This is a genomic window from Candidatus Sulfuricurvum sp. RIFRC-1 (assembly GCF_000310245.1).
Classification (GTDB): Bacteria; Campylobacterota; Campylobacteria; order Campylobacterales; family Sulfurimonadaceae; genus Sulfuricurvum.
In genome coordinates this window covers 954,231-976,771 of record NC_020505.1, presented here as the reverse complement: position 1 = coordinate 976,771, position 22,541 = coordinate 954,231, and the positions used below count along the sequence as shown (strand labels likewise).

The following is a 22,541-nucleotide window of genomic DNA, read 5'->3' as shown; positions in this document are numbered from 1 at the left end:
AAAAGTTAGATTTATGTTTGAAAAAGTATAATGGCATTACATTTAGAGAGTTCTATTTCACCCTTTTTCAACGATTTGGAAAGAGTTTTTCAAACATCTCAAAATACATGCAATGCAAGGTAATATGGTGGATACCAACCAAGTTAACCCTTTACTAATCTATTTTTGCAAAGAGCTCTCTGTCCAATTAGAGTCACTTAGCAACCGGCAAGCAACGATAGATCCGGCAGAATTTGCCGAACTCATCGCTACCGCAACCCATGAAGTTCTGGATGCTTATGCATCGGGTGAATTTGATCTTTTAGCCTATCGTAACACGACAAGCGAAGAGTACAAAGAGATCGCACAAAAAAGTATCGAATCGTATTCGCGCACCAATGAAAAAATCGAAGAAATTAGTGAGAGGCAAGCTGAATTACTGAATGAAACGGCGGGGTCAACCCTCATCGATTTCGGAAAAATCAGTGAAAAGTTCAGCGATATACAAAATCATCTCAGTGACGAAGTATCCCGTGCTAACGAAGTTATACACGGTCTTTTGGAACAAGTAAAAACATTAGAACTAAAAACATCTCTTGATCCCCTCACAAAAGTCTACAACCGTTATGCACTTCAAGAACATCTAAAAGTTATCCTTGAAAAAGGAATCCTTGATTTTGAAATTTTTGTCTTGATGATTGATTTGGATAACTTTAAGCAGATCAATGACCGCTTCGGTCATGTCGCCGGAGACAAGGTTCTGATTTTTATCGCCAAACTCTTTAAAAAAGCCCTTCGCGATGGTGATCGAGTATACCGCTTTGGAGGAGAAGAATTTATTATTGTTCTCAACCGTACCGATTTGGAAGGTGCAAAACTGGTCGCTGAGCGGCTTCTTAGCCTCTGTCGCAATAACAAACCGCTGTTTCAGAATCAACAAATACCGGTTACACTCAGTATCGGTTTGACAAAAGTGATCACAGCTGACTCAATCGATGCGATTATTGATCGTTCAGATAAAGCCCTCTATCGGGCGAAAAATAACGGTAAAGACCGCTTGGAAATGGAGCTTTAATGGATTTGAATTATTTTGACGTTGCGGTGGGATCAATCGTTTTACTTTTAGGGCTGAAAGGGCTTTTAAACGGTTTTTCCAAAGAAGTTTTCGGTTTGGCAGGTATAGTGGGGGGGGTTTTTGTCGCTTCTCATCTTGGCGGATTGATCGGAAAAATCTTAAGTGATACGCTCTTTCATTTTGAAACAGCCACCGCCGTTAATTTAGTCGGTTTTATTTTTGCGTTGGGTATCTTTTGGCTCTTAATGGTCGCATTAGGAGCAGGATTTAAAAAACTCAGTACTCTCAGCGGTTTGGGTCCGCTTGATCGTATTTTGGGCTTTGTTATCGGAAGCAGCAAGTTTTTCTTCATCCTTTCCATCATTGTTTATGCTCTTTTTAGCGTCACTGCGATTCGGGAAAATTTTGGAGAAAAAATGGCCGACAGTTTTTTCTATGAGCCGATGTTTGCAACCGGAGATTTTATTTTGCATATCGAAACCGAAGATGTCACTTCACTCATGGGTGATGATAACGAAAGTGATGACAATCGTTCAGATGTTGAAAAAGATCCATCGACTTCCGATTCTAAAAAGGGGAAATAATTTATGAGTCCATATACTGATTTTACCGAACGTACGATTGAATACAACAAACTGTTAACGGATTTCAAACAGCTCTTAAAAGCCAATGGGTTAAAGTTCACCATTCAACGCGAAGTGATTTTAGAGATGCTTTACAACTCCGATGAGCACCTGACACCTGAGGGTCTTCACCATCTGATCCAACAAAAGCATCCTGATCTCAACACCGGTATTGCTACCGTTTATCGAACGTTATCCCTTCTCGAAGAATCGGATATGGTAACATCCCTCTCTTTCGGTGCGCAGGGAAAAAAATATGAGTTAGGGGCGAAAGATCACCATGACCATGTTATTTGTACTAAATGCGGAGCCATTACCGAATTTGTGGATGAAGAGATCGAACAACGTCAAAAGCAAATTACCGAAGCACTGGGTTTTGTAATGCAAGAGCACTCAATGCAGATTTACGGAATTTGCAATAACTGTCAAACAAACCCTAAAAAATAACATACATTAAGAAAGGAAACCCATTGGTATTTGAAAATCAATACGTACAACAACGAATCGAAAAAGCCGATGCACTGAGAGCAATCGGTATTGATCCTTATGCAAATAATTCATGCCGTAATACAACCATCGATAAATTTCACAATGTTAACTCCGATTTGTTTCAAATCGAAGAAAAACGGGATGAACATCGCCATTACACGGTAGCAGGACGGATCAAACTTTATCGACTCATGGGGAAAGCAAGCTTTCTCAAAATCGAAGACGAAAGCGGTATGCTCCAAATCTATGTTGCCCGTGATAATTTGCCTGAAAATTTTTACAATGATGTCTTTAAAAAATTGATCGAAGTGGGTGACATCATCGAGGTAAGCGGGTATCCGTTTGTAACACAGCAAGGTGAACTCTCACTTCATGCCGATAAACTTACCATCCTTACCAAAGCGATCTCTCCACTCCCTGAGAAATTTCATGGGATTCAAGACAAAGAGATGCGATACCGTCAACGCTATCTTGATCTTATTATGAATTCGGAAGTACGTAAAACGTTTCATATCCGCTCTAAAGTAATCAGTTTAACTCGCCGATTTTTTGAAGACAAGGGGTTCTTAGAGGTCGAAACACCGATGATGCACCCTATCGCAGGCGGTGCCAATGCAAAACCTTTTGTTACCCATCACAATGCCCTCGGGATTGATCGCTATTTACGGATTGCACCAGAGCTTTATCTAAAACGTCTGATCGTTGGGGGATTTGAAGCGGTATTTGAGATCAACCGTAATTTCCGAAATGAGGGGATGGATGCGACCCATAACCCTGAATTCACTTCCATCGAGTTTTATTGGGCATTTAAAACCTATAAAGATTTGATTGTTATTACCAAAGAGTATTTTGAATATCTGTTTGATCATCTTGACCTCCCTAAACGTCTTCCCTATGGCGATTTGGAAGTCGATTTTGATCAGTTTAGTGAAATCGAACTCGTCAAAAGTCTCACTCTCATCGGCGGAGTTCCAGAAGAGATTGTCAACGATAAAGAAGCTATTTTGGCATTTTTGAAATCCAAAAACCTCGAAGCCAATGCGGGTATGAATCTTGGTCAACTCCAAGGGGAACTGTTCGATGAGTTCGTTGAAGCCAAACTGATCAATCCGACCTTTATCACCCACTATCCGGTGGAAATTTCACCGCTTGCTCGCCGCAATGATGAGCGCCCTGAACTAACGGATCGTTTCGAGCTGTTCATCGCGGGACGTGAGATTGCCAATGCATTCAGTGAGCTGAACGACCCGGTCGATCAGTTGGAACGTTTTGAAGGACAAATGGCCGCTAAAGACTCAGGGGATGATGAAGCCCATGAGATGGACGAAGATTTCGTGATCGCCCTCAGCTACGGTATGGCTCCTACTGCAGGACAAGGGATCGGGATTGATCGTCTTGTTATGATGCTGACCAACCAACACTCAATCCGGGATGTATTACTTTTCCCGGCAATGAAACCACACCAAACCAACCAAAACCACAATGGAGAAGAAGAATGAGTTTCCTCAAAGAATTCGATAACGAAATTTATACCCTATGTGAGCAAGAGCTCGAACGTCAAACCGATCATTTAGAGATGATCGCATCTGAAAACTTTACCCTTCCTGCCGTCATGGAAGCGATGGGATCGGTATTCACGAACAAATACGCTGAAGGGTATCCCGCAAAACGTTACTACGGCGGATGTGAATACGCAGACGGTGTTGAGCAACTGGCGATTGATCGTGCGTGTGAACTCTTCGGTTGTAAATTTGCCAATGTTCAGCCCCACTCAGGTTCATCGGCAAACGGTGCGGTCTATGCGGCATTACTTCAAGCCGGAGACAAACTTCTCGGTATGGATCTCAGCCACGGCGGACACTTGACTCACGGTTCAAAAGTAAGTTTTTCAGGTAAAAACTACCACAGTTTTTCCTACGGTGTAGAGCTTGACGGTCGTATCAATTATGAGCGTGTTATGGACATCGCTAAAATCGTTCAACCAAAAATCATCGTGTGCGGTGCTTCAGCTTACGCTCGTGAAATCGATTTTGCTAAGTTCCGTGAAATCGCTGATGCCGTTGGAGCAATTTTATTCGCCGATATCGCGCATATTGCCGGTCTTGTATGTGCGGGTGAGCATCCAAGCCCATTCCCTTACGCGGATGTTGTAACAACAACGACACACAAAACCCTCGCTGGTCCTCGCGGCGGTATGATCATGACGAACGACGAGGAAATTGCGAAAAAAATTAACTCTGCGATCTTCCCTGCTCTTCAAGGTGGACCGTTGGTTCACGTTATCGCGGCAAAAGCGGTTGGATTTAAATTTAATCTCTCTCCTGAATGGAAAATATACGCCAAACAGGTCAAAGTAAATGCTGCCGTTCTTGCGGACGTGTTAATGAAACGCGGCTATGATATCGTCAGTGACGGAACCGATAACCATCTCATCTTGGTGTCGTTCTTGAATAAACCGTTCAGCGGCAAAGAAGCCGATGCAGCCCTTGGACGAGCCGGAATTACGGTTAATAAAAATACTGTTCCGGGTGAAACACGTTCTCCGTTTGTGACTTCAGGGGTCCGTATCGGAAGTCCTGCGTTAACTTCACGCGGTATGAAAGAGAAAGAGTTCGAACTCATCGCCAACCGTATTGCCGATGTTTTGGATGATATTGAAAACGAAGCTAAACAAGCCGCTATCAAAGAAGAGTTGAAAGCATTAGCTAAAAACTTTGTTATCTATCAACAATCTACGTATTAATAAGAGGTAGTGCCCATGACATCGATGGATATGAAACTGATCAAAATGATTTCAGATCATTACTGGCTGAAACATGATAATGTTGTTGATAAACTCGATTTTAAAGGGCGTACTTTTTTTAATAAATACGAAAAAATTGATAAATCTCTGACCCAAACCATTATTGATCAACATCTCAAAAAGCAGATTACCGTTGCCCACTCTTTGATTAATAAATTCGACAAAGTAGAAAATATCGTTATCGATTACAACGGCAACGATCCTCAGCGTTTTTACCACAAAACCCAACTCCTTCTTCGTGAAGAGGGATTTATCAATTTTACCGCTTTTGAGACAAAAACACCGGGACACCTGCATGTTTATATCCATAAAGGGCATACGACTTTACAAGAAGCCAATCAACTGGGTAAAATGATTTCCATGAAATTAGCCGCAAAACAACCAAAACAGTGGCGAATGTTTCCAACGCTCGATTTGCCAATGGAATACAATATTCTCAATCTTCCCTACGAGGTTTACGCAAAAGAGCGTGGAGCTTCGTGGTCGAAGCACATGTAAGCAAAGCCATCCAAAGGATACACAATGGAAGAAAAAAACGAACTCAACGACATCATCCTCAATAAAAGCGGATCGGGCTCAAGTACCAAAAAACTTTTGTTAGCAATTGCTGCACTTACCTTGATTTTAATCATTGTTTTGGTCATTATGAACTCACTCAAAAGTGAAAGCGATGAGCGAGCGCCGCAAGCGGCAGTTCCACCTGAGCCTTCATCACCGACTGAAGTGATCGATGACCCTCTTTTTGAACCGGTAGAAGTGATCCAAGAAGGCGGCAATGAAAGTGCTTCCCAAGATTTAGGACAAATCGCCCAAAAGATCAAACAAGAGTCATTCCAGAATGCTCCCTCAAGCGCAACAGCTGCTCAACCTTCATCAGCACCTGTAACTGCTCAGCAAAATGTTCCTGTACAACAAGCCAAGCCGCTCACGACGACTGCACCAGCCGTAGTTACAACGGTTCCAAAAGCACAACCTCAACCGGTATCGGTAAAAGCCGTTGCCGTTCCGGTAAAAGCTCAACCGGAACCTAAAACGGTGCGAGCAGAACCTGTTAAAGCTGTCCCGAGTGTTGTTAATACACCAACCATTAAATCGGTAAAACCCTCAGAGCCTAAAAAAGTTGCAACGGAACCAAAACCGGCAGTGAAACCTGCAACCACTCCGGTAAAAGCAGCTGCTGCTCCGGTACAAAAAACCGCTGAAAAAACGGCAGTTGAGCCGGTTGCAAAACCTGCTGCTAAAGCCGCCTCAACCGAAGGAACCTATTACATCCAAGTAGGATCTTTCAGTAAAGAGCCGAATAAAGCTTTATTTGATCGCCTCAATGCGAGCGGTCTGAAATACATCACTTCACCAAGCGGGTCAATGACCAAAGTCATGATTGGGCCGTTCCAAGGTGAAAAAGCGGCACGGGATGTTCTCGGAACCGTAAAACGCAACATTGAATCTAATGCATACATAACAAAGGGATAAGGTGATATCTTCACGCCATTTTTCTCTCGATCAATTCGCCCCCATCGCCGTCTATGAAAAGGCTAAAAGCCTTTTCCCCTTAGAAGTCACCTTTTTACTTGAAAGTGCCGGAAACAGTGCAGGAAACTATACTATTATCATTATCGGTGCACGTGAACGTATCACTTATGGCGATAAAATAACCACTTATACTGATATTCAAGGTCATACAAATCGTCTTGATGTCTCCCCTTTTGATTTTTTAAAAGAGTATTATCACAAACTTGATCAATCTGCGTATCGTGAACGTGCGCGTGAACTGGGTGTCGGTTACATCGACGGATTTATCGGCTACATCGGATACGATATGGTGCAAGTTTTTGAACATGTTCTTGAAGATTCAATGAACAATCTTACCGATCAAACCCATATCCCCGATATGGATCTGATCCTCCCGAAACTTGCCCTTGTTGTTTCCCATAAAAATGCAACTATTACGATGCTTAGCTGCGTTGATTCAATAATTCGGCGTTTTGAAGAGATTGAAACCTCACTTAAATCACCCTATCACTATACACCGCTCAAGACAATCGAGAATGATAAGGGTGGAGAGTTCATCTTTACCAAAGAAAAATTTTTCTCTATGGTCGATGAATCCAAAAAAATGATCCTCAGCGGTGATGTCTTTCAGATCCTCATGACCAACCGCTATATCCGCCATGCTCAGGTTGATCCGTTTAGTTTTTATCGTGTTTTACGTCTCAAAAACCCATCCCCTTATATGTATTTAATGGAATACGAAGATTTCAGCATTGTCGGAAGTTCCCCTGAAGTGATGGTGCGCTTAAGTGACGGAGACATCTTGCTCCGACCGATCGCCGGAACCCGTAAACGCGGTGGAACAGCTCAACGCGATCTGGAACTCGAAGAAGAGCTTCTCTCTGATCCCAAAGAGCTCTCCGAGCATTTAATGCTGATCGATTTGGGTCGTAACGATGTCGGACGGGTGGCTAAAACCGGAACCGTACGGGTCGAGGAGATGATGCATGTCGAGCGCTATTCGCACGTGATGCATATTGTCTCCGATGTTCATGCTCAAATCGCCGATAACAAAGATATGTTTGATCTCCTTGCCGCAACATTTACTGCCGGTACAATGACAGGTGCACCGAAAATTCGGGCAATGGAGCTGATTGCAGAGTTTGAAGGGGTAAAGCGGGGGTTTTACAGCGGTACCATCGGGTATTTCGGATTTGACGGCAACATGGACAGTGCTATTACGATACGTACCGCCCTGATTAAACCCGATTTTGTCATCTTGCAAGCAGGTGCAGGGGTTGTTGCCGATTCAATTCATGAGCTCGAATATCTCGAAGTGACCAATAAACTCGGTGCCCTTACCAGTACATTGGATGATTTGGTTAAAGCGCAATGAAGCTCTTTAGTATCTTTGGTGATCCGATAGCCCATTCCAGGTCACCACTGATGCATAACTCTGTTTTTAGAGCACTCAAAGTCTGTGCTTGCTACAGTCGTACCCATCTTGTAGACGGATCACAACTGCGAGATGTTTTTTTTGCCAAAGCTCTTAGCGGCGCAAATGTCACGGTTCCCCACAAAGAAGCAGCCTATCAGCAATGTGATGAAGTACGCGGAATTGCCAAAGAGATACAAGCCGTCAATACCCTCGTCGTGGAAAAAGGGAAATTGATTGGATACAACACCGATGCGGACGGTTTTATGAGTGCTATCCAATCGTTCGGACCCTTACGTAACGCCCTCATCCTCGGTGCCGGAGGAACGGCACGTGCCCTCTCCATCGCTCTGACTCACGGGGAAATCACCCCTACAATCCTGAACCGATCAGCCGGACGGTTAGATTTTTTTCATCAAAAAGGGATACAAGCATATTGTTGGGACGGTTTTACCGCCGCAGAATATGATCTTATTATCAATACCACCTCGGCTGGATTAAATGATGATGAGTTGCCAATCCCAAGAGCGCTTCTCGTAGAACTCTTATCCCGTTCAAAAGGGGCCGTTGATGTCATCTACGGTAAAGAGACCCCGTTTTTACGCGAAATAAAAGTGAGCGGTCTGCCGTATAAAGACGGTTCCGATATGCTTTTGGCGCAAGGGGTATTGGCCAATCACCTCTTTTTAAACGGTGCGTATCCTCTCGAGGCCATCGAACCTCCTATGAAACACAGTTTTTCCCTCTAATGCAAATCGACGGACGTTTCTGGCTCACCAAAGAGGGGCAAAGTTTTTTGGGTGCAGGCAGAATCGAACTGCTGGAGCATATCGATAAGATCGGTTCTATCCATGCCGCCGCCAAAGAGATGAAGATGAGCTACAAAGCGGCATGGGAACGAATCAATGGGATGAATCTCCTCGCCGATCACCCCCTCATAGAACGGACAACGGGAGGCAAAGGGGGCGGAGGGACGAAACTAACCCCCTATGCCCGCGAACTCATCGCCACCTTTCACCGTTTCAACGAACTTCATCGCCAGTTTATCGACCGTTTTTCTGAAGCGGGCAATGATCCCGAACGACTTGCCCGTATCCTCAGCCGTACTTTTCTCACCACCAGTGCGCGAAATCAGCTCCCCGCAACGCTTCTAAGTATTGAAGAGAAAGGACTTAACGGTGTACTCACCCTCTCACTGACGGGAAGCCATACGATCCAATCTGTTATTACTCTCAAATCGATCCGTAATATGGGGCTTAGTGTCGGATGCGATCTCTACGCCATCATCAAATCCAGCGATGTCACTATCGTTACCACGCTCCCTAAAAGCGGTGAAGCGATGAACACTCTAAAAGGGACGATAAGCCGTATCGAATCCCAAGATGAAACGGATGAGATCACCTTTGCTCTCGATCTCTTTACCGAGCTGATCGCTCTGATGAATCCCAAAGATACGGCGCGACTCTCCGAGGGGATGAATGCCTACGCCCTGATCTCTCCAAGTCATATTATTATTGGGTTATAGTTTTCTGTTTCATTACGATACATACGATATCCATACATATAACCCTTCTTTATCACTCTCCTACAAACTTTAAGCCATTTTCCTTATAATTTCGTTATATCTTACAAAACATAACGAAATTGTCTCATTTTTTGCGAACCGTTTTTGCAATGTTTGGTTTGCGTTTATCGTTATATCATAACAGATACAAAGGAGTTTATATGAAGCCTTTCAAGCTTATCGTCATTTCCCTCGCATTCGCCTCTGCCCTTGCGGCGCAAACCATCACGGTTGCCGCTGCTGCCAATATGAAATACGCTGTTACCGATATCGCTAAAGCGTTTACGAAAGATACGGGAATCGATGTCAAAATCATCACCGGAGCCTCAGGTAAACTGACTCAACAAATCATGAGCGGTGCGCCGTATGACGCGTTTCTCTCCGCCGATGTCGAGTATCCTGCCAAACTGGCTCAAAGCGGATACACGACAACGCCATCACAGGTGTATGCGTACGGGACACTGATCCTCTGGAGCGATACGGGAGTCGATCTCTCCAAAGGCGTCGCTATCGTTGCCGACCTTTCGGTTAAAAAGATCGCTGTCGCCAATCCTAAAACGGCACCGTACGGGATCGAAGCGATGAACGCGATGAAATACTATCAGGTTGCCGACAAGACGGCAGGCAAAATCATCACGGCCGAGTCAATCTCTCAAGTAGGCGCATACGTCACCACCAAAGCGGTCGATGTCGGGTTTATGGCGAAATCGATTGTCCTCTCTCCAGAGATGAAAAATGTCGGCAAATGGGTCGAAGTGGATGGTAAGGCCTATAACCCAATCGATCAGGCAATGGTCGGACTCAAAAACGGGTCACCCGAAAATCAGATCGCCGCCAAAAAGTTTCTCCGTTTTATGGGTTCTGCAAAAAGTCAATCGATTCTCAGAGCGAGCGGATATAATATACCTACTACAAAATCTATGAGTAAAGAAAAATAATGTTTTTAGAACCGATCAATTTTCCCGCCATGTACCGCGAACACAAAGCTACCACCGATTTTAAAGGCAAAACCAGTGCCGATTGGGATGAGAAATCAGCCGATATGGCACTTTCAACTATCAACAGCCCCTACGTCAACGACTTTATCTCCCGTATGAAGCTAAACGGGGATGAAGTGGTTCTCGACATCGGATGCGGACCGGGAACATTGGCAATCCCCCTTGCAAAACAGGTCAAAGAGGTTATCGCCATCGACTTCTCAGAGCTAATGCTCGAAGAGCTCAAAGCCTATGCCGCTAGAGAAGGGGTAACTAATATTAAAACATATCATATCGGCTGGGACGATGACTGGAGTCACCTGCCGCAGATCGATATCGCCGTCGCATCCCGCTCAATGGAGGTTACTGATGTTGATGCGGCGCTCACTAAAATGTCGGCACATGCAAGCAGGGCATGTTATCTCACCTACAAAGTCGGGGGGAGTTTCGTCGATATGAATATTCTCGATTTCATCGGGAAAAAGGTAAAAACCAAGCCCGATTATTGGTATATTCCGATCATCCTCTACTCTCACGGCTATCTCCCTCGTGTCGATTACATCGAAACAGGACGGGGAAGTGTTCGAAGCAATACCGAAGATGAGTTCATCGAATCATTGCTTTGGAGCGTCCATGAGTTGAATGAGGAACAACAGAACAAAGCTCGTGAGTATTATCGTGAGGTGATCGTAGGACAAAACCGCCCTCCCCGTGCCGTCAATTGGGCATTTATCGGCTGGGAGACATCGATATGATTGCCCTCAATGATTTTGAACTCGAAGCACTCCTCGCCGAAGATGCCCCCTACGGTGATCTAACGACCGCATCTTTGGAAATTTCCGATCAACGAGCCCGTATTACTTTCGCTACCCGTGAGCGCCCTCTCGTCGTCTCGTGTATGGAAGAGGCGGTACGCCTGTGCGGACTGTACGGATTGGAAATCGACGGGTTCGTCAAATCGGGAACCCTCGTCCCGCCCAAGAGTCTCTTTCTCGAAGCCCACGGTGAAGCCGGAAATATCCACCGTATTTGGAAAAGTGTCCAAAACCTCCTCGATTACGCAAGCGGTATTGCCACTTATACCCGTGAAGCGGTACTCTTGGCCCGTAGTATCAATCCTGATATAGTGGTAGCCACCACCCGCAAAACCACCCCGTTTACGAAAAAAATCGCGATTAAAGCGGTCGAATCAGGGGGTGGAGTTGCCCACCGATTGGGTCTTTCGGAATCGATCCTTATTTTCGATTATCACCGTGTTTTCTTCCCTACCGATGAAGCGTTCGGCTCAGCATTGAACAAAACTAAAAAAGCCAATTTGGAGAAAAAGATCGTCATGGAGACCGAAGACATCACTCAGGCGCTGAAATTTGCCCGGATGGGGGCTGATATCCTCCAGTTGGAAAAATTTCCCTTGAGCAAGCTCTCCGATGCCGTCCGCATCCTCCGAACCGATTATCCTCATATCACCCTTATTGCTACGGGGGGAATCAGTGCCAAAAATATCGCCGAGTATGCGGCTACGGGTGTCGATATGATCGTCACCTCATCGCCGTATAACGCACAGAGCGCCGATATCAAAGTGAGAATAGAGCCTTTATGAACACACTCCCCTCCACCCTAACCGCCATCACATCTTCAGACCATTTGAGTATCCTCACGGTTGCCGTGGGGGAGGATGACTTTCACCTCCTCCTCGCCGAACAGTGCCCTGATGCGATAGGAACACCGCTTACATTGGCATTCAAAGAGACCGAAGTGATCCTCGTCTCAACCAACACGGCAACCACAGCCAACGTTCAACGTGCTGTAATAAGCCGTATTGAGCAGGGAAGCGTATTGTCCCAAATTACCCTACTCTATCACGACTCAATGATTACTGCCCTTGTTCCTACCCTCACCTTTAATATTCTACGTATCAAGGAAGGGGACAACGTGTTTTGGATGGTGAGTCCGAGCGAAATATCACTGCTGAGAGGTCACCATGGAAGCTGAATTTTTAAGCACGATGGCGCTCACCTTTAAACTCGCCGCTGTTACGACACTCATTCTTCTGCTGATCGGAATTCCTCTCGCATCGTTTTTGGTCTTCTCCAAAATGCGGTTTAAAAGCATCATCGAGACGGTGGTGAGTATGCCCCTCGTATTGCCTCCGTCCGTTTTAGGGTTTTATCTCCTCCTCGCATTCAGTCCCGCCTCCGCCATCGGGAGCTTTCTCACCGAACACGGCATCCGCTTGGCATTTAGCTTCGAGGGATTGGTAATCGGCTCCGTACTCTTCAGCCTTCCCTTTATGGTACACCCGATCCAATCCGCCCTCTCCCAAGTGCCAAAATCGATCTTTGAGGCCGCCTATACCCTCGGCAAATCGAAACTGGAGACGATGATACGGGTTATCCTCCCCTCGATCCGTCACGGGCTTATCTCAGGTATCGTACTCGCGTTCGCCCACACGGTCGGGGAGTTCGGAGTCATCCTCATGATTGGCGGAAATATCCCTGATGAAACGCGCGTCGCCTCCATCGCCATCTACGACGAAGTAGAATCGCTTAACTACGCCATGGCACACCAATACGCCCTCACCCTCTTTGTCGTCACGTTCGCCATACTCCTTCTCGTCTACACCCTCAATAAAAAATCACTCGGGGGAATTCGATGATAGCAGTTAATATTACCAAGCGTCTCGACACCGCTGAGGGCTCCATCAACGCCCATTTTGAGCTCACCATTAACGACGGTGAATTCCTCACCCTTTTCGGTCCCTCAGGTGCGGGAAAAACAACGCTGATGCGGATGATTGCAGGTCTCGAAACACCCGACAGCGGTCGTATCGAAGTGGACGCTGAAGTGTGGTTTGACAGTAGCAAAAAAATCAATCTTCCCCCTCAGCGTCGGAGTATCGGATTTGTCTTCCAAGACTATGCCCTCTTTCCGACGATGAGTGTACGCGAAAATCTCCTCTTTGCCACCGATAATGCCCAGCAACGCGCCAATGTCGATGAGCTGATCGAGCTCGTTGAACTCACCCAGCTCTCAAACCGCCTCCCCTCCACCCTCTCAGGGGGACAAAAACAGCGCGTTGCCCTCGCCCGTGCGTTGGTGCGCCATCCTAAAATCTTGCTCCTCGATGAACCTCTCTCGGCACTTGATCCAACCATGCGCCAAAAGCTCCAAGACGAGCTAAGCCTCATCCATGAGCGACTTGCCGTTACAACCCTACTCGTAAGTCACGATATTGCCGAGACGGTGAAACTCTCTGATCGTCTTGCGTCAGTAGAAGCAGGACACATTAAACGGCTTTGTACCCCTATGGAGTTCTTTAGCCCCCAAACCCTCAGCGGTAAGCTCCAACTCGTCGGAGAGGTATTAAAAATCGAAGAAGACGCCCCCGTCTTTATCGTCACGCTCCTCGTCGGTTCCTCCATCGTCCGCACCGTAGCTAGTGCCGATGAGGCCTCAGCGCTTACGATCGGTGCTCAAGCCATTATCTCAACCAAAGCGTTTAACCCGATTTTGATACCCATAAATAGTAATAAAATATAATTTTTTTAGTATACTCTTGGTATCACTTTCAGGAGTTTAGGGCATGATGAAATACATTGTCGGAATAGGGATTTTTGCAGGGATACTGTATATCATTTCGATTTTTAACCGTCTGGTTCTTACCAAAAACCGCTATATAAACGCTTTTAGCCAAATCGACGTTCAGCTCAAACGACGCTACGATCTCATCCCTGCCCTTGTCGAAACCGCCAAACATTACATGGAACACGAAAAGAATACACTGGAGCGGGTCATTGCCGCACGCAACAGCGCCTCCCAAAATTTACGCCATGCGCACCAGAATCCTTCCGATCCTACAGCTATCCAAGGGATCGTTACCGCTGAAAACACCCTTCGTCAAGCCATTTCCAATTTCAACGTTGTGATGGAAAACTATCCGGCAATCAAAGCTGATGGAGCTATGCGACAAGTGATGGAAGAACTCTCCACCACCGAAAACAAAATCGCGTTTGCACGTCAGTTTTACAACGATTCGGTGATGGAGTACAACACCTACCGCCAATCGTTCCCCCAAAACCTCTTTAGCTCCCTCTTCGGACATAGACAGGATGCTGCTTTACTCGAATTTGAAGATGCGCAAGAGATTAAACTCCCTCCCAAGCTCGGTTTTTTAGGTGAGTGATGAATTTTTTTGAAGCTAAGGAAGAGGCGAAAGTGTCCACCGCTCGCCTCCTATTCGCCTTTAGTATCGGTTTAATCCTCTTTGCCTCCTCGATTGCCTATTTGGTCGTCTTTATCGAAAGCTATCTCCGTACCGGATCGTTCATCCCTGCCGTCGTCGATACCGTTATTTTTTCAGAAGTCTTTATCGCCGTTATTCTAACCGTCTTGATCGCTTCCTTGTTTCAATATTATCTCCTCAGAGACGGCGGAAAATCAGTAGCACTCTCGTTAGGGGGAAAACTGATCTCGCCGATGACCCACAATAAACAAGAGATTATGCTATTGAATGTCGTCGAAGAGATGGCGATAGCCTCAGGGATAGCACCGCCTCCCGTATATCTCCTGCATGATCAGGGGATCAATGCCTTCGCCGCCGGATTCACCTATGAAGATGCGGTGATCGGAATCACACAGGGTGCATTGGATGCATTGGATCGACAAGAGCTTCAGGGGGTAATCGCCCATGAGTTCAGCCATATTTTTCACGGAGATATGCGCCTCAATCTTCACCTCTCAGGTCTAATATACGGGATCGTTTTTATCGGCGGAATAGGACATTTTATCTTTGATGTTTTAGATTCTTCATCAATACGTCATAGCGTTTCTCGTTCTTCGAATGATAAAAAAGGGGGAAGCCTAATCGTCGCCATCTATCTGTTTGCACTCGGCTTAACCATCATCGGCTGGTTGGGAACGATGATCAGCGAATTGATAAAAGCGATGATATCCCGCCAGCGCGAATATCTTGCCGATGCTTCGGCGGTTCAGTACACCCGCTATCCCGATGGTATTGCCGGAGCGTTGAAAAAAATCGGTGCATCTGCGTACGGTTCAAGCGTCTCATCCAGTGCCGGCGGCGATTTCAGCCACCTATTTTTTTCCGACGGTACTTCCAATTTTTGGGATCATTGGTTCTCTACTCATCCCAAACTCGAAGATCGGATACGACGGATTGATCCGAGATGGGACGGGAAATTTGCCTCTGAGAAATCGTCTCAAAAACATTACGCCCATAGTGAACAAACCACTTTTAACGTCCCCAAGCAGCCCGAAGAGGAAATCAAATCCAATCCGATTACATTCGATACTCTCTCACGTATGCCCAATCCATCAGGTAATTTTCATTCCGTCTCTTCCACTTTTGAAGCAGTTGACATCCCATTAGAAATCCAATCTATGACCGCAAATCCGCTCAGTGCCCAATGGATAATCTATGCTTTACTTTTGGGTAGTCAACACAACGAATTACGACTTCAAAAAGAGGCATTGGGGAGTGCATGGGAAAAAACACAAAATGTTTTGAAAACGATCGAATCTCTACCCCGATCATCTCATTTGAACTTGCTCCTCTTAGCAATACCAAACTTAAAAATGATGTCAACACTGCAATATGAACAGTTCCGTAAAACGATAGAAAAGCTGATTGATGCCGATAAACATATATCCATTTGGGAGTGGACGCTGCGAAGTATACTTCTGACTCCGCTGGATTATGAGTACGGTTTGACTAAAATTCCTAAAAGTATGTTCCAATCCTCAAAACAAATTCAACATTCACTCAACATTGTATTTGTTTTTCTGGCAAAAACCCAATTTTCCAATGAAGAGACAGTTAGATTTCTTCTCCAAAAAACAGCCGAACAGTTTGATTTGGAACCGTTTCAATATTTAGAAGATCTCACCATCGACCAAGTCGATCTAGCGGTACGAAAAATTGCCCTAAGCGACAGCTCCCTCAAAACAAAAATAATCGATGCAACCGAAACCTTATTGAAGTACGACAGTAGATATCATGAAGATGACGCAGAAATTTTAACAGCATTCAAAACACTTTTACATGTATAAATTTAAATCAGACTATGTTTTATTTTCTTTGACTTTTTCGTCTAAAGTTTCAGAACCCCATGTAGGTGCCCATGCTATAATTTCAACCAAAGCGTTTAACCCTATTCTTATACCATTGCCCTAAGGAACAACCATGACTATCAAAAAAGACTGTATCGTCACCATCGACTATCACATTAACGACACCGAAGGAAATCTTCTCCACGAGGAAGAGGAGGCTCTTGTTTACCTGCACGGTAATTATGGTCATATTTTCCCTACGGTTGAAAAAGCATTAGAGGGGAAAAGTATCGGAGAAACATTCAAAATTGAACTCACCGCCGATAAAGCATTCGGAAATTATGACCCTACACTCGTTGTTACGGAAGAGCTCAGTGAACTGCCGGTAGAAGTAAGCGTCGGAATGGAACTCGATGGCTATTTTGAAGAAGACTCGGAGGATGTCATCATCTATACCGTAACCGATATCGAAGGCGATCATGCCACACTCGATGGTAATCACCCACTTGCGGGAATGGACCTCGTTTTCGAGGGGACCGTTTTAGATATCCATGAAGCAACACCCGAAGAGATCAAAGAGGTGCAGGAGTTTCATCACCAACACTGATTAGATCCAAATCCGAAACGAGCGTATAAAAAGCTTTACCTTCTCGGTATTGCTACTCGTCTTCCCGATTGCTATGAAGTCATTAACACTCCAAAATATTGCATTTTGCCCTATTTCTTTCCATTACTCTTTTTGTCATTGTATAATCAACATGATTGAAGCAACAACTTTTTAAAGGCTCCAACCTTGAGCGAATCCTTAACCGACAAATACAAAGTTCTCAAACACACCTTTGGTTTCTCCAGTTTTAGAGAGATGCAAGAAGATGCGGTAGACGCGATTCTGAGCCGTCGTGATTTGGCAATGTTACTCCCTACCGGAGGGGGAAAATCGCTCTGCTATCAGCTTCCAACACTTCTGATGGATGGGATCACGATTGTCGTCTCTCCCCTCATCGCCCTCATGCATGATCAGGTGATTGCCCTCAAAGAGCTCGGGATCGAAGCGGAGATGATCTCCTCATCGCAATCGCCGCAAGAACAACAAGAGGCATTTTCCAAGGCTAAAAACGGCGTTTTAAAACTCCTCTACATCGCCCCCGAAAGACTGGCAAACGTCTCCTTTCTCTCATGGCTCGAAACGCTCGATATCAACTTTTTCGTCATCGACGAAGCCCACTGTATCAGTGAGTGGGGGCATGAGTTTCGTGATGATTACCGACGGCTGGGTGAGTTGCGCTCCGCTTTTCCTCATACCCCTATCGCCGCCTTCACCGCTACCGCCACACCAAAAGTACGGGAAGACATCCTCTCGCAACTGGGGCTCAACGATCCGCTGATCCTCCGCGCCCCGGTACTGCGTAAAAACATCAAGATCACTGTTCGAGAACGTGATGGCGGATGGCGCAATGAGCTGATGAATATTTTAAAAGAGCACGAAGGGGAGAGTGGAATTGTCTATGCTTTCTCCCGTAAAGAGACCGAAGAGCTCGCCGAATTTCTCTCCAAAAAAGGGATCAAATGTTTAGCCTATCATGCGGGGATGAGCGGCTCCATACGTCACGATACCCATACATCGTTTCTAAACGACGAAACGCAGATCATTGTCGCCACCGTCGCATTCGGGATGGGAATCGATAAAGGAGATATTCGCTTCGTCATCCACACCTCACTTCCTAAAACCATCGAAAACTACTATCAGGAGATCGGACGTGCCGGACGGGATGGAATCGACTCCGAAGCGATACTCTTTTATTCGGGAACTGATTTTTACAACAAAAAACGGCTTATCGATGAGGGGAGTGACCCCCAATATCGCGAGATGATCCTTAGCAAGCTCCGCGCATCGATGGATTACGCAACTGCCGAGGAGTGCCGCCATCGTCTAATAGCCTCCTATTTCAGCGATACAATCGCCCCTTGCGGTGACAAATGCGACAACTGTGTGGGCAGTGATATCCAAAAGCAAGAAATAACCACCCCCGCCCAAAAGTTCCTCTCCTGTCTCTATAAAACGGGTGAGCGATTCGGAGCCACCTATATCTCGGAAGTTCTCTGTGGAGAGGAAAAAGAGAAAATCCTCTCCAATTCTCATCAAAATTTGAGCGTTTTCGGGATCGGAAAAGAGCTATCTAAAACCACATGGAGCACCATCTCCAAAAGACTCATCGAACTCGGTGCTATAGAGCCCGATGAGTACAAAGCACTAAAAATCACCCCAATCGGAGCCGACATATTGAGAGGAAAAACGGCTGTTCATATCCGATCAGATCGTCTATCGACCAAAAAAGTAACCGTTAAAACCAAACACTCCGATCTCAACACCCCAAAATACTTCGAAAACTTCAAAGCCCTCCGTGCCGCCATCGCCAAAGAGCACCGCATCCCTGCCTACATCGTCTTCGGAGATAAAACCCTCTACTCCCTTGCCGAACAACTCCCTAGCACCAAAGAGGAGATGTTGGGTATCAGCGGTATCGGAGAGGTAAAATTCGAACGATACGGAGAAGCATTTTTGAACCTCTCGCATGAGTTGAGGGAAAAAGAGAGGGATTGATTAAGCGTCTATCATCCCTCGCCCTCTCTCCGACAAAAACGGGGCGATATGGATTTTAAACATTGCCTCTTTCGTCTCTCGTATCGATTCACGACTCACTTCGCCATCCATCGAGGCGAACACTTGCCAATACGCCGTGACGAACCAATAGAGCTTGGCACGCAAAGGGATCTCCTCTTTGTCGATATGTTCCAATATCTCTTCGCTGAGCAAATATCGGATCACCCCTGCTATCTGATTGATCCGCCTCTCCTGATTAACGACAAACGCCCTTTTTAGCTCGCCATCTAGCGCCATTAATACCGGAGCATCCCGCATCAAAAATCGATATTCCCAAAACAGATCGCCGTAATGATCGAACGATTCATCTAATACATTTAAGGGGTTAGGTGAACTGAGCATTTTTTCAAAACTCTTTAGCGATTCGATCCGTTCCGACATTTCAGCGTAGATTTCTCGGATAATCTCTTCTTTGTTGCGGTAATGATAGTAGAGATTTCCCGCCGATATCCCTGCCGCTTTAGCAATATGGTTGGTCGTGATTGAGAGCGAATCATGGAGATTAAACAGCTCGATGGCGGTGTTTTTAATTCGCTCTTTGGTTGTGATCTTTTTTGGTTTTTTCATGGGAAAATTCTACCATATTTAGAGTACGAATACGAATTAAATAATATATATTAGAGTAATTACACTAATATTAAGATGTATTTTAGATTTTTGATACTACTATGCCCCTATCTGATCGGGTGAGGAGCTAATGTATGGTACAGGGAAAACCGGGTGATGGATTGCCTAGAGGGGAGTTTTTAGTGATTCGATTGTTATTGATACCTATGGTGCGGACATTTTTTACATGGCACATCGCCTTTTGGCTTTTTAAACGAGAAGCTAGGATTATCATCTCTCTTTTGGAAAAGCTGAGCGAAGAGGAGCGGTTACAACAAGTCGTTATCGACAAAACCTTCGCCATCGAAGATCACTCACGACAATTTTCCCTCAACATGGTAATCGAACACCTCTGCATCACGGGACGCAAAGTAACGAGCGTTATCGCAGCCCTCACCGAAGAGCGAGAGTTCACCGAAATCGTCACGATAGCGGGGGTAAAACCGTTCGCAAACCGTTCCGGTACACTCGATGATTTTAAAGCCTTTATCGATGAGTACAAAAGCTTTTTCACCGCATTGCCGAAACATCACTCTAAAATGACCAAAGCCCATCCGTGGTTTTACTCGTTCAATAACTTCGATTGGTGCTCTTTTATGTACATGCACACCTTTATCCATCGCCGACAAATCCAAGCAATCATTAAAGCCTCAAAGGAGAGCCGATGAGCAATACACTCGGAACATTATCCCGTGTCATAGGGTTATTTGTACTTTTGCTAGGGGGATGGTTTTTAGCGGTAACGGTACTCTATACTCTAGCTACCCTGATCATCAGTACTAATTTCGAATGGAGTCATGCTGGAATGTTGTTTGGTGCGGTTGTGATTGTGAGGATGTTTTATCCTCGTAATGTTTTTGCGTGGTGAGGTTTACTCCCCACCATTCACTTTCCCCCGCATTTTCTTAATATTCCCATGTTTCGTCTTACTGTCCATCCGTCGTTTCTGCGAGTTCTTCGTCGGTTTGGTCGGTTTACGCTTTTTTTGGACAATAGTAACGCTTTTGATAAGTTCTCTAAGCCGTTCCAACGCCGCGTCTTTGTTCTCTTCCTGACTTCTTGATTCTTGGGATTTGATGTTGATAATTCCCTCTTTGGTAATGCGGTGGTCGGTAATGGCTAGGAGCCGTTCTTTGTAGAAATCGGGAAGGGTTGAAGCGCTGATGTCGAAACGTAAATGGATCGCGGTGGAGACTTTGTTGACGTTTTGACCGCCAGAACCCTGAGAGCGTATAGCGGTTATCTCGATTTCGGAATCGGGAATGCTAACGGTGTGGGAGATTTGGAGCATGATCTACCTCTCTAAAGGGAGAGATTATCTCCCCCGTCCGCCCGATTTTTTCGGTGAAGGCTTTTTCGTATTACCGAAGGCACTGTTTCTGGCTGAAGAATCGCTTTTACCGACGAGTTCATCTCGTGCGAGACGTGGTCCCCGTTTGCCGACGAATTTAGGCTGAACGGGAGCTTTTTTACGTTTATTCCCGAATGCTCCCGCCGTTTTTTCTTTTTTCTCTCCCTCTTTGGAGAGACTTTTACCCCGTGTTTTTACCAATGCGTTATCCGCAGGCGGTTCAAATCCAGCAACCAAGATAGTCTCGACATTTTTGCCGAGCATGGTGATGATTTTTGACCATGAAATGTGCTCTGCTGAGGAGAGGAGCGTGATCGCCAGCCCCTCATTTCCCGCGCGTCCCGTACGCCCGATACGGTGGAGATAGTCGGTACTGACGTGAGGAATGTCGTAGTTGATAACGACGTCTAGCCCCTCGATATCCAAACCGCGTGCGGCAATATCGGTTGCGACGAGGATACGGGCAGATCCTTCACGAAATTCACTGAGTGCACGATCTCTGGCACCGTGTTTTTTGTCACCGTGAATCACAACATTTTTGAGACCACTGGCGGTTAGATCAGCACTCACTTCGTCTGCTTCGGCTTTCGTACGGGTAAAGACGAGAACCTGCGGATAGTTGTTCGAGCCTATCAGGAATGAAAGAAGCTCTTTTTTACGCTCTTTTTCAACCGGATGAACCACTTGACGAAGCGTCATATCGGCGGCTTTGAGGTTATCGATCTCGACGAGGAGCGCTTTTTTGAGGATTTTTTCACTCAGCTGTTTCACCGCAGGGGTCATCGTTGCCGAAAAAAGCATGTTTTGGCGATTGAGCGGGAGAAGATCGATAATCTGCCCTACCTCACGGATAAAGCCCATATCGAAAATCGTATCGGCTTCATCAAACACCAAATACTCGATTCGAGAGAGCGGAACGTGCCCTTGTTTATTCAGCTCGATCAAGCGTCCGGGAGTAGCAACGATGATATCAACCCCCTCTCCCAGCTCTTTCGCCTGACGTGCCATATTGGCTCCGCCATAGAGAGCGATACACGTTAATTCAAGCCCCTGTGCATACGATTCGATCGCTGCGCACACTTGGGATGCGAGCTCACGTGTCGGGACGATGACCAATGCTCTGGCACTGGATTGTTTCCCTTGGACTGTGAGTAATTTTTGGATGATCGGGAGGGCGAATGCGGCTGTTTTCCCTGTTCCGGTTTGTGCCGCTCCGAGAACATCTCGTCCCCGCAGTACGAGAGGAATCACCTGAGTTTGAATCGGTGTCGGCTCAGTGTATCCTTTCTCGATTAGGGTTTCGAGAAGGTGGGCATTAAGCCCTAAAGTCGTAAATGACATGATAATAGTACCTTTTTGGTATTTTGTTCATGAATATTAACATTTTATCGCTTCAAACCTCCCATTTATGGCATTT

The 22,541-nt window shown here is 45.7% G+C and carries 25 protein-coding genes; 22 read left to right on the top strand and 3 right to left on the bottom strand.

The window, feature by feature from the left end:
• Window positions 1-127 precede the first annotated feature (127 nt).
• From B649_RS05045 to recQ, 20 genes are all read left to right on the top strand, one after another.
• Window positions 128-1,054 carry a GGDEF domain-containing protein gene (locus B649_RS05045; protein ID WP_015653434.1) on the top strand — a complete coding sequence of 309 codons (927 nt, stop codon included), beginning with the start codon at window positions 128-130 and terminating at the stop codon, window positions 1,052-1,054.
• A complete protein-coding gene (locus tag B649_RS05040; RefSeq protein WP_015653433.1) occupies window positions 1,054-1,638 on the top strand; it encodes a CvpA family protein in 585 nt (194 codons plus the stop codon). The genes B649_RS05045 and B649_RS05040 overlap by 1 nt, the downstream gene beginning before the upstream one ends.
• A gap of 3 nt (window positions 1,639-1,641) precedes the next feature.
• Window positions 1,642-2,124: a Fur family transcriptional regulator gene (locus B649_RS05035; protein WP_015653432.1), complete on the top strand. Its 483-nt coding sequence runs from the start codon at window positions 1,642-1,644 to the stop codon at window positions 2,122-2,124.
• 23 nt (window positions 2,125-2,147) lie between these two features.
• The gene (gene lysS, locus B649_RS05030) at window positions 2,148-3,665 is read left to right on the top strand and encodes a lysine--tRNA ligase (protein ID WP_015653431.1); all 1,518 of its coding nucleotides are present in this window, start codon (window positions 2,148-2,150) and stop codon (window positions 3,663-3,665) included.
• Window positions 3,662-4,909: a serine hydroxymethyltransferase gene (locus B649_RS05025; protein WP_015653430.1), complete on the top strand. Its 1,248-nt coding sequence runs from the start codon at window positions 3,662-3,664 to the stop codon at window positions 4,907-4,909. Before lysS ends, B649_RS05025 begins: the two co-directional genes overlap by 4 nt.
• Before the next feature lie 15 nt (window positions 4,910-4,924).
• Window positions 4,925-5,467, top strand: coding sequence for a DUF1882 domain-containing protein (locus tag B649_RS05020; RefSeq protein WP_015653429.1), 543 nt, complete (start codon window positions 4,925-4,927; stop codon window positions 5,465-5,467).
• Window positions 5,468-5,491: 24 nt separating this feature from the next.
• The gene (locus B649_RS12140; protein ID WP_015653428.1) at window positions 5,492-6,442 is read left to right on the top strand and encodes an SPOR domain-containing protein; all 951 of its coding nucleotides are present in this window, start codon (window positions 5,492-5,494) and stop codon (window positions 6,440-6,442) included.
• A gap of 1 nt (window position 6,443) precedes the next feature.
• Window positions 6,444-7,856, top strand: a complete 1,413-nt coding sequence (locus B649_RS05010; protein ID WP_015653427.1) for an anthranilate synthase component I family protein — start codon at window positions 6,444-6,446, stop codon at window positions 7,854-7,856.
• A complete protein-coding gene (locus B649_RS05005) occupies window positions 7,853-8,644 on the top strand; it encodes a shikimate dehydrogenase (RefSeq protein ID WP_041192408.1) in 792 nt (263 codons plus the stop codon). The genes B649_RS05010 and B649_RS05005 overlap by 4 nt, the downstream gene beginning before the upstream one ends.
• Window positions 8,644-9,420, top strand: coding sequence for a TOBE domain-containing protein (locus tag B649_RS05000; RefSeq protein WP_015653425.1), 777 nt, complete (start codon window positions 8,644-8,646; stop codon window positions 9,418-9,420). The genes B649_RS05005 and B649_RS05000 overlap by 1 nt, the downstream gene beginning before the upstream one ends.
• Before the next feature lie 200 nt (window positions 9,421-9,620).
• Window positions 9,621-10,397 carry a molybdate ABC transporter substrate-binding protein gene (gene modA / locus B649_RS04995; RefSeq protein ID WP_015653424.1) on the top strand — a complete coding sequence of 259 codons (777 nt, stop codon included), beginning with the start codon at window positions 9,621-9,623 and terminating at the stop codon, window positions 10,395-10,397.
• Window positions 10,397-11,191, top strand: a complete 795-nt coding sequence (locus B649_RS04990) for a class I SAM-dependent methyltransferase (protein WP_015653423.1) — start codon at window positions 10,397-10,399, stop codon at window positions 11,189-11,191. Before modA ends, B649_RS04990 begins: the two co-directional genes overlap by 1 nt.
• Window positions 11,188-12,036, top strand: a complete 849-nt coding sequence (gene modD / locus B649_RS04985; protein WP_015653422.1) for a ModD protein — start codon at window positions 11,188-11,190, stop codon at window positions 12,034-12,036. The genes B649_RS04990 and modD overlap by 4 nt, the downstream gene beginning before the upstream one ends.
• Window positions 12,033-12,428 carry a hypothetical protein gene (locus tag B649_RS04980; RefSeq protein WP_015653421.1) on the top strand — a complete coding sequence of 132 codons (396 nt, stop codon included), beginning with the start codon at window positions 12,033-12,035 and terminating at the stop codon, window positions 12,426-12,428. The genes modD and B649_RS04980 overlap by 4 nt, the downstream gene beginning before the upstream one ends.
• A complete protein-coding gene (gene modB, locus B649_RS04975) occupies window positions 12,418-13,092 on the top strand; it encodes a molybdate ABC transporter permease subunit (RefSeq protein WP_015653420.1) in 675 nt (224 codons plus the stop codon). Before B649_RS04980 ends, modB begins: the two co-directional genes overlap by 11 nt.
• On the top strand, window positions 13,089-13,976 hold the full coding sequence (locus tag B649_RS04970; protein ID WP_015653419.1) for an ABC transporter ATP-binding protein: 888 nt from the start codon (window positions 13,089-13,091) through the stop codon (window positions 13,974-13,976). Before modB ends, B649_RS04970 begins: the two co-directional genes overlap by 4 nt.
• A 43-nt stretch (window positions 13,977-14,019) precedes the next feature.
• The gene (locus tag B649_RS04965) at window positions 14,020-14,619 is read left to right on the top strand and encodes a LemA family protein (protein ID WP_015653418.1); all 600 of its coding nucleotides are present in this window, start codon (window positions 14,020-14,022) and stop codon (window positions 14,617-14,619) included.
• On the top strand, window positions 14,619-16,505 hold the full coding sequence (locus B649_RS04960) for a M48 family metallopeptidase (RefSeq protein ID WP_015653417.1): 1,887 nt from the start codon (window positions 14,619-14,621) through the stop codon (window positions 16,503-16,505). Before B649_RS04965 ends, B649_RS04960 begins: the two co-directional genes overlap by 1 nt.
• A gap of 133 nt (window positions 16,506-16,638) precedes the next feature.
• Window positions 16,639-17,112, top strand: a complete 474-nt coding sequence (locus B649_RS04955) for a hypothetical protein (RefSeq protein ID WP_015653416.1) — start codon at window positions 16,639-16,641, stop codon at window positions 17,110-17,112.
• A 186-nt stretch (window positions 17,113-17,298) separates the two neighbouring features.
• Window positions 17,299-19,107: a DNA helicase RecQ gene (gene recQ, locus B649_RS04950; RefSeq protein ID WP_015653415.1), complete on the top strand. Its 1,809-nt coding sequence runs from the start codon at window positions 17,299-17,301 to the stop codon at window positions 19,105-19,107.
• Here the strand turns inward: recQ and B649_RS04945 are convergent, their stop codons facing one another.
• The gene (locus tag B649_RS04945; protein ID WP_015653414.1) at window positions 19,108-19,734 is read right to left on the bottom strand and encodes a TetR/AcrR family transcriptional regulator; all 627 of its coding nucleotides are present in this window, start codon (window positions 19,732-19,734) and stop codon (window positions 19,108-19,110) included.
• A 134-nt stretch (window positions 19,735-19,868) separates the two neighbouring features.
• Here B649_RS04945 and B649_RS04940 point away from each other — a divergent pair, with 134 nt between their 5' ends.
• Entirely contained in the window at window positions 19,869-20,441 is a 573-nt protein-coding gene (locus B649_RS04940; RefSeq protein WP_015653413.1) for a hypothetical protein, read from the top strand.
• Window positions 20,438-20,641, top strand: coding sequence for a hypothetical protein (locus tag B649_RS04935; protein WP_015653412.1), 204 nt, complete (start codon window positions 20,438-20,440; stop codon window positions 20,639-20,641). Before B649_RS04940 ends, B649_RS04935 begins: the two co-directional genes overlap by 4 nt.
• Window positions 20,642-20,644: 3 nt before the next feature.
• Here B649_RS04935 and arfB read toward each other — a convergent pair whose 3' ends face one another.
• On the bottom strand, window positions 20,645-21,064 hold the full coding sequence (gene arfB / locus B649_RS04930; RefSeq protein ID WP_015653411.1) for an alternative ribosome rescue aminoacyl-tRNA hydrolase ArfB: 420 nt from the start codon (window positions 21,062-21,064) through the stop codon (window positions 20,645-20,647).
• A 24-nt stretch (window positions 21,065-21,088) separates the two neighbouring features.
• Window positions 21,089-22,465, bottom strand: coding sequence for a DEAD/DEAH box helicase (locus tag B649_RS04925; RefSeq protein ID WP_015653410.1), 1,377 nt, complete (start codon window positions 22,463-22,465; stop codon window positions 21,089-21,091).
• Between the last annotated feature and the right edge of the window lie 76 nt (window positions 22,466-22,541).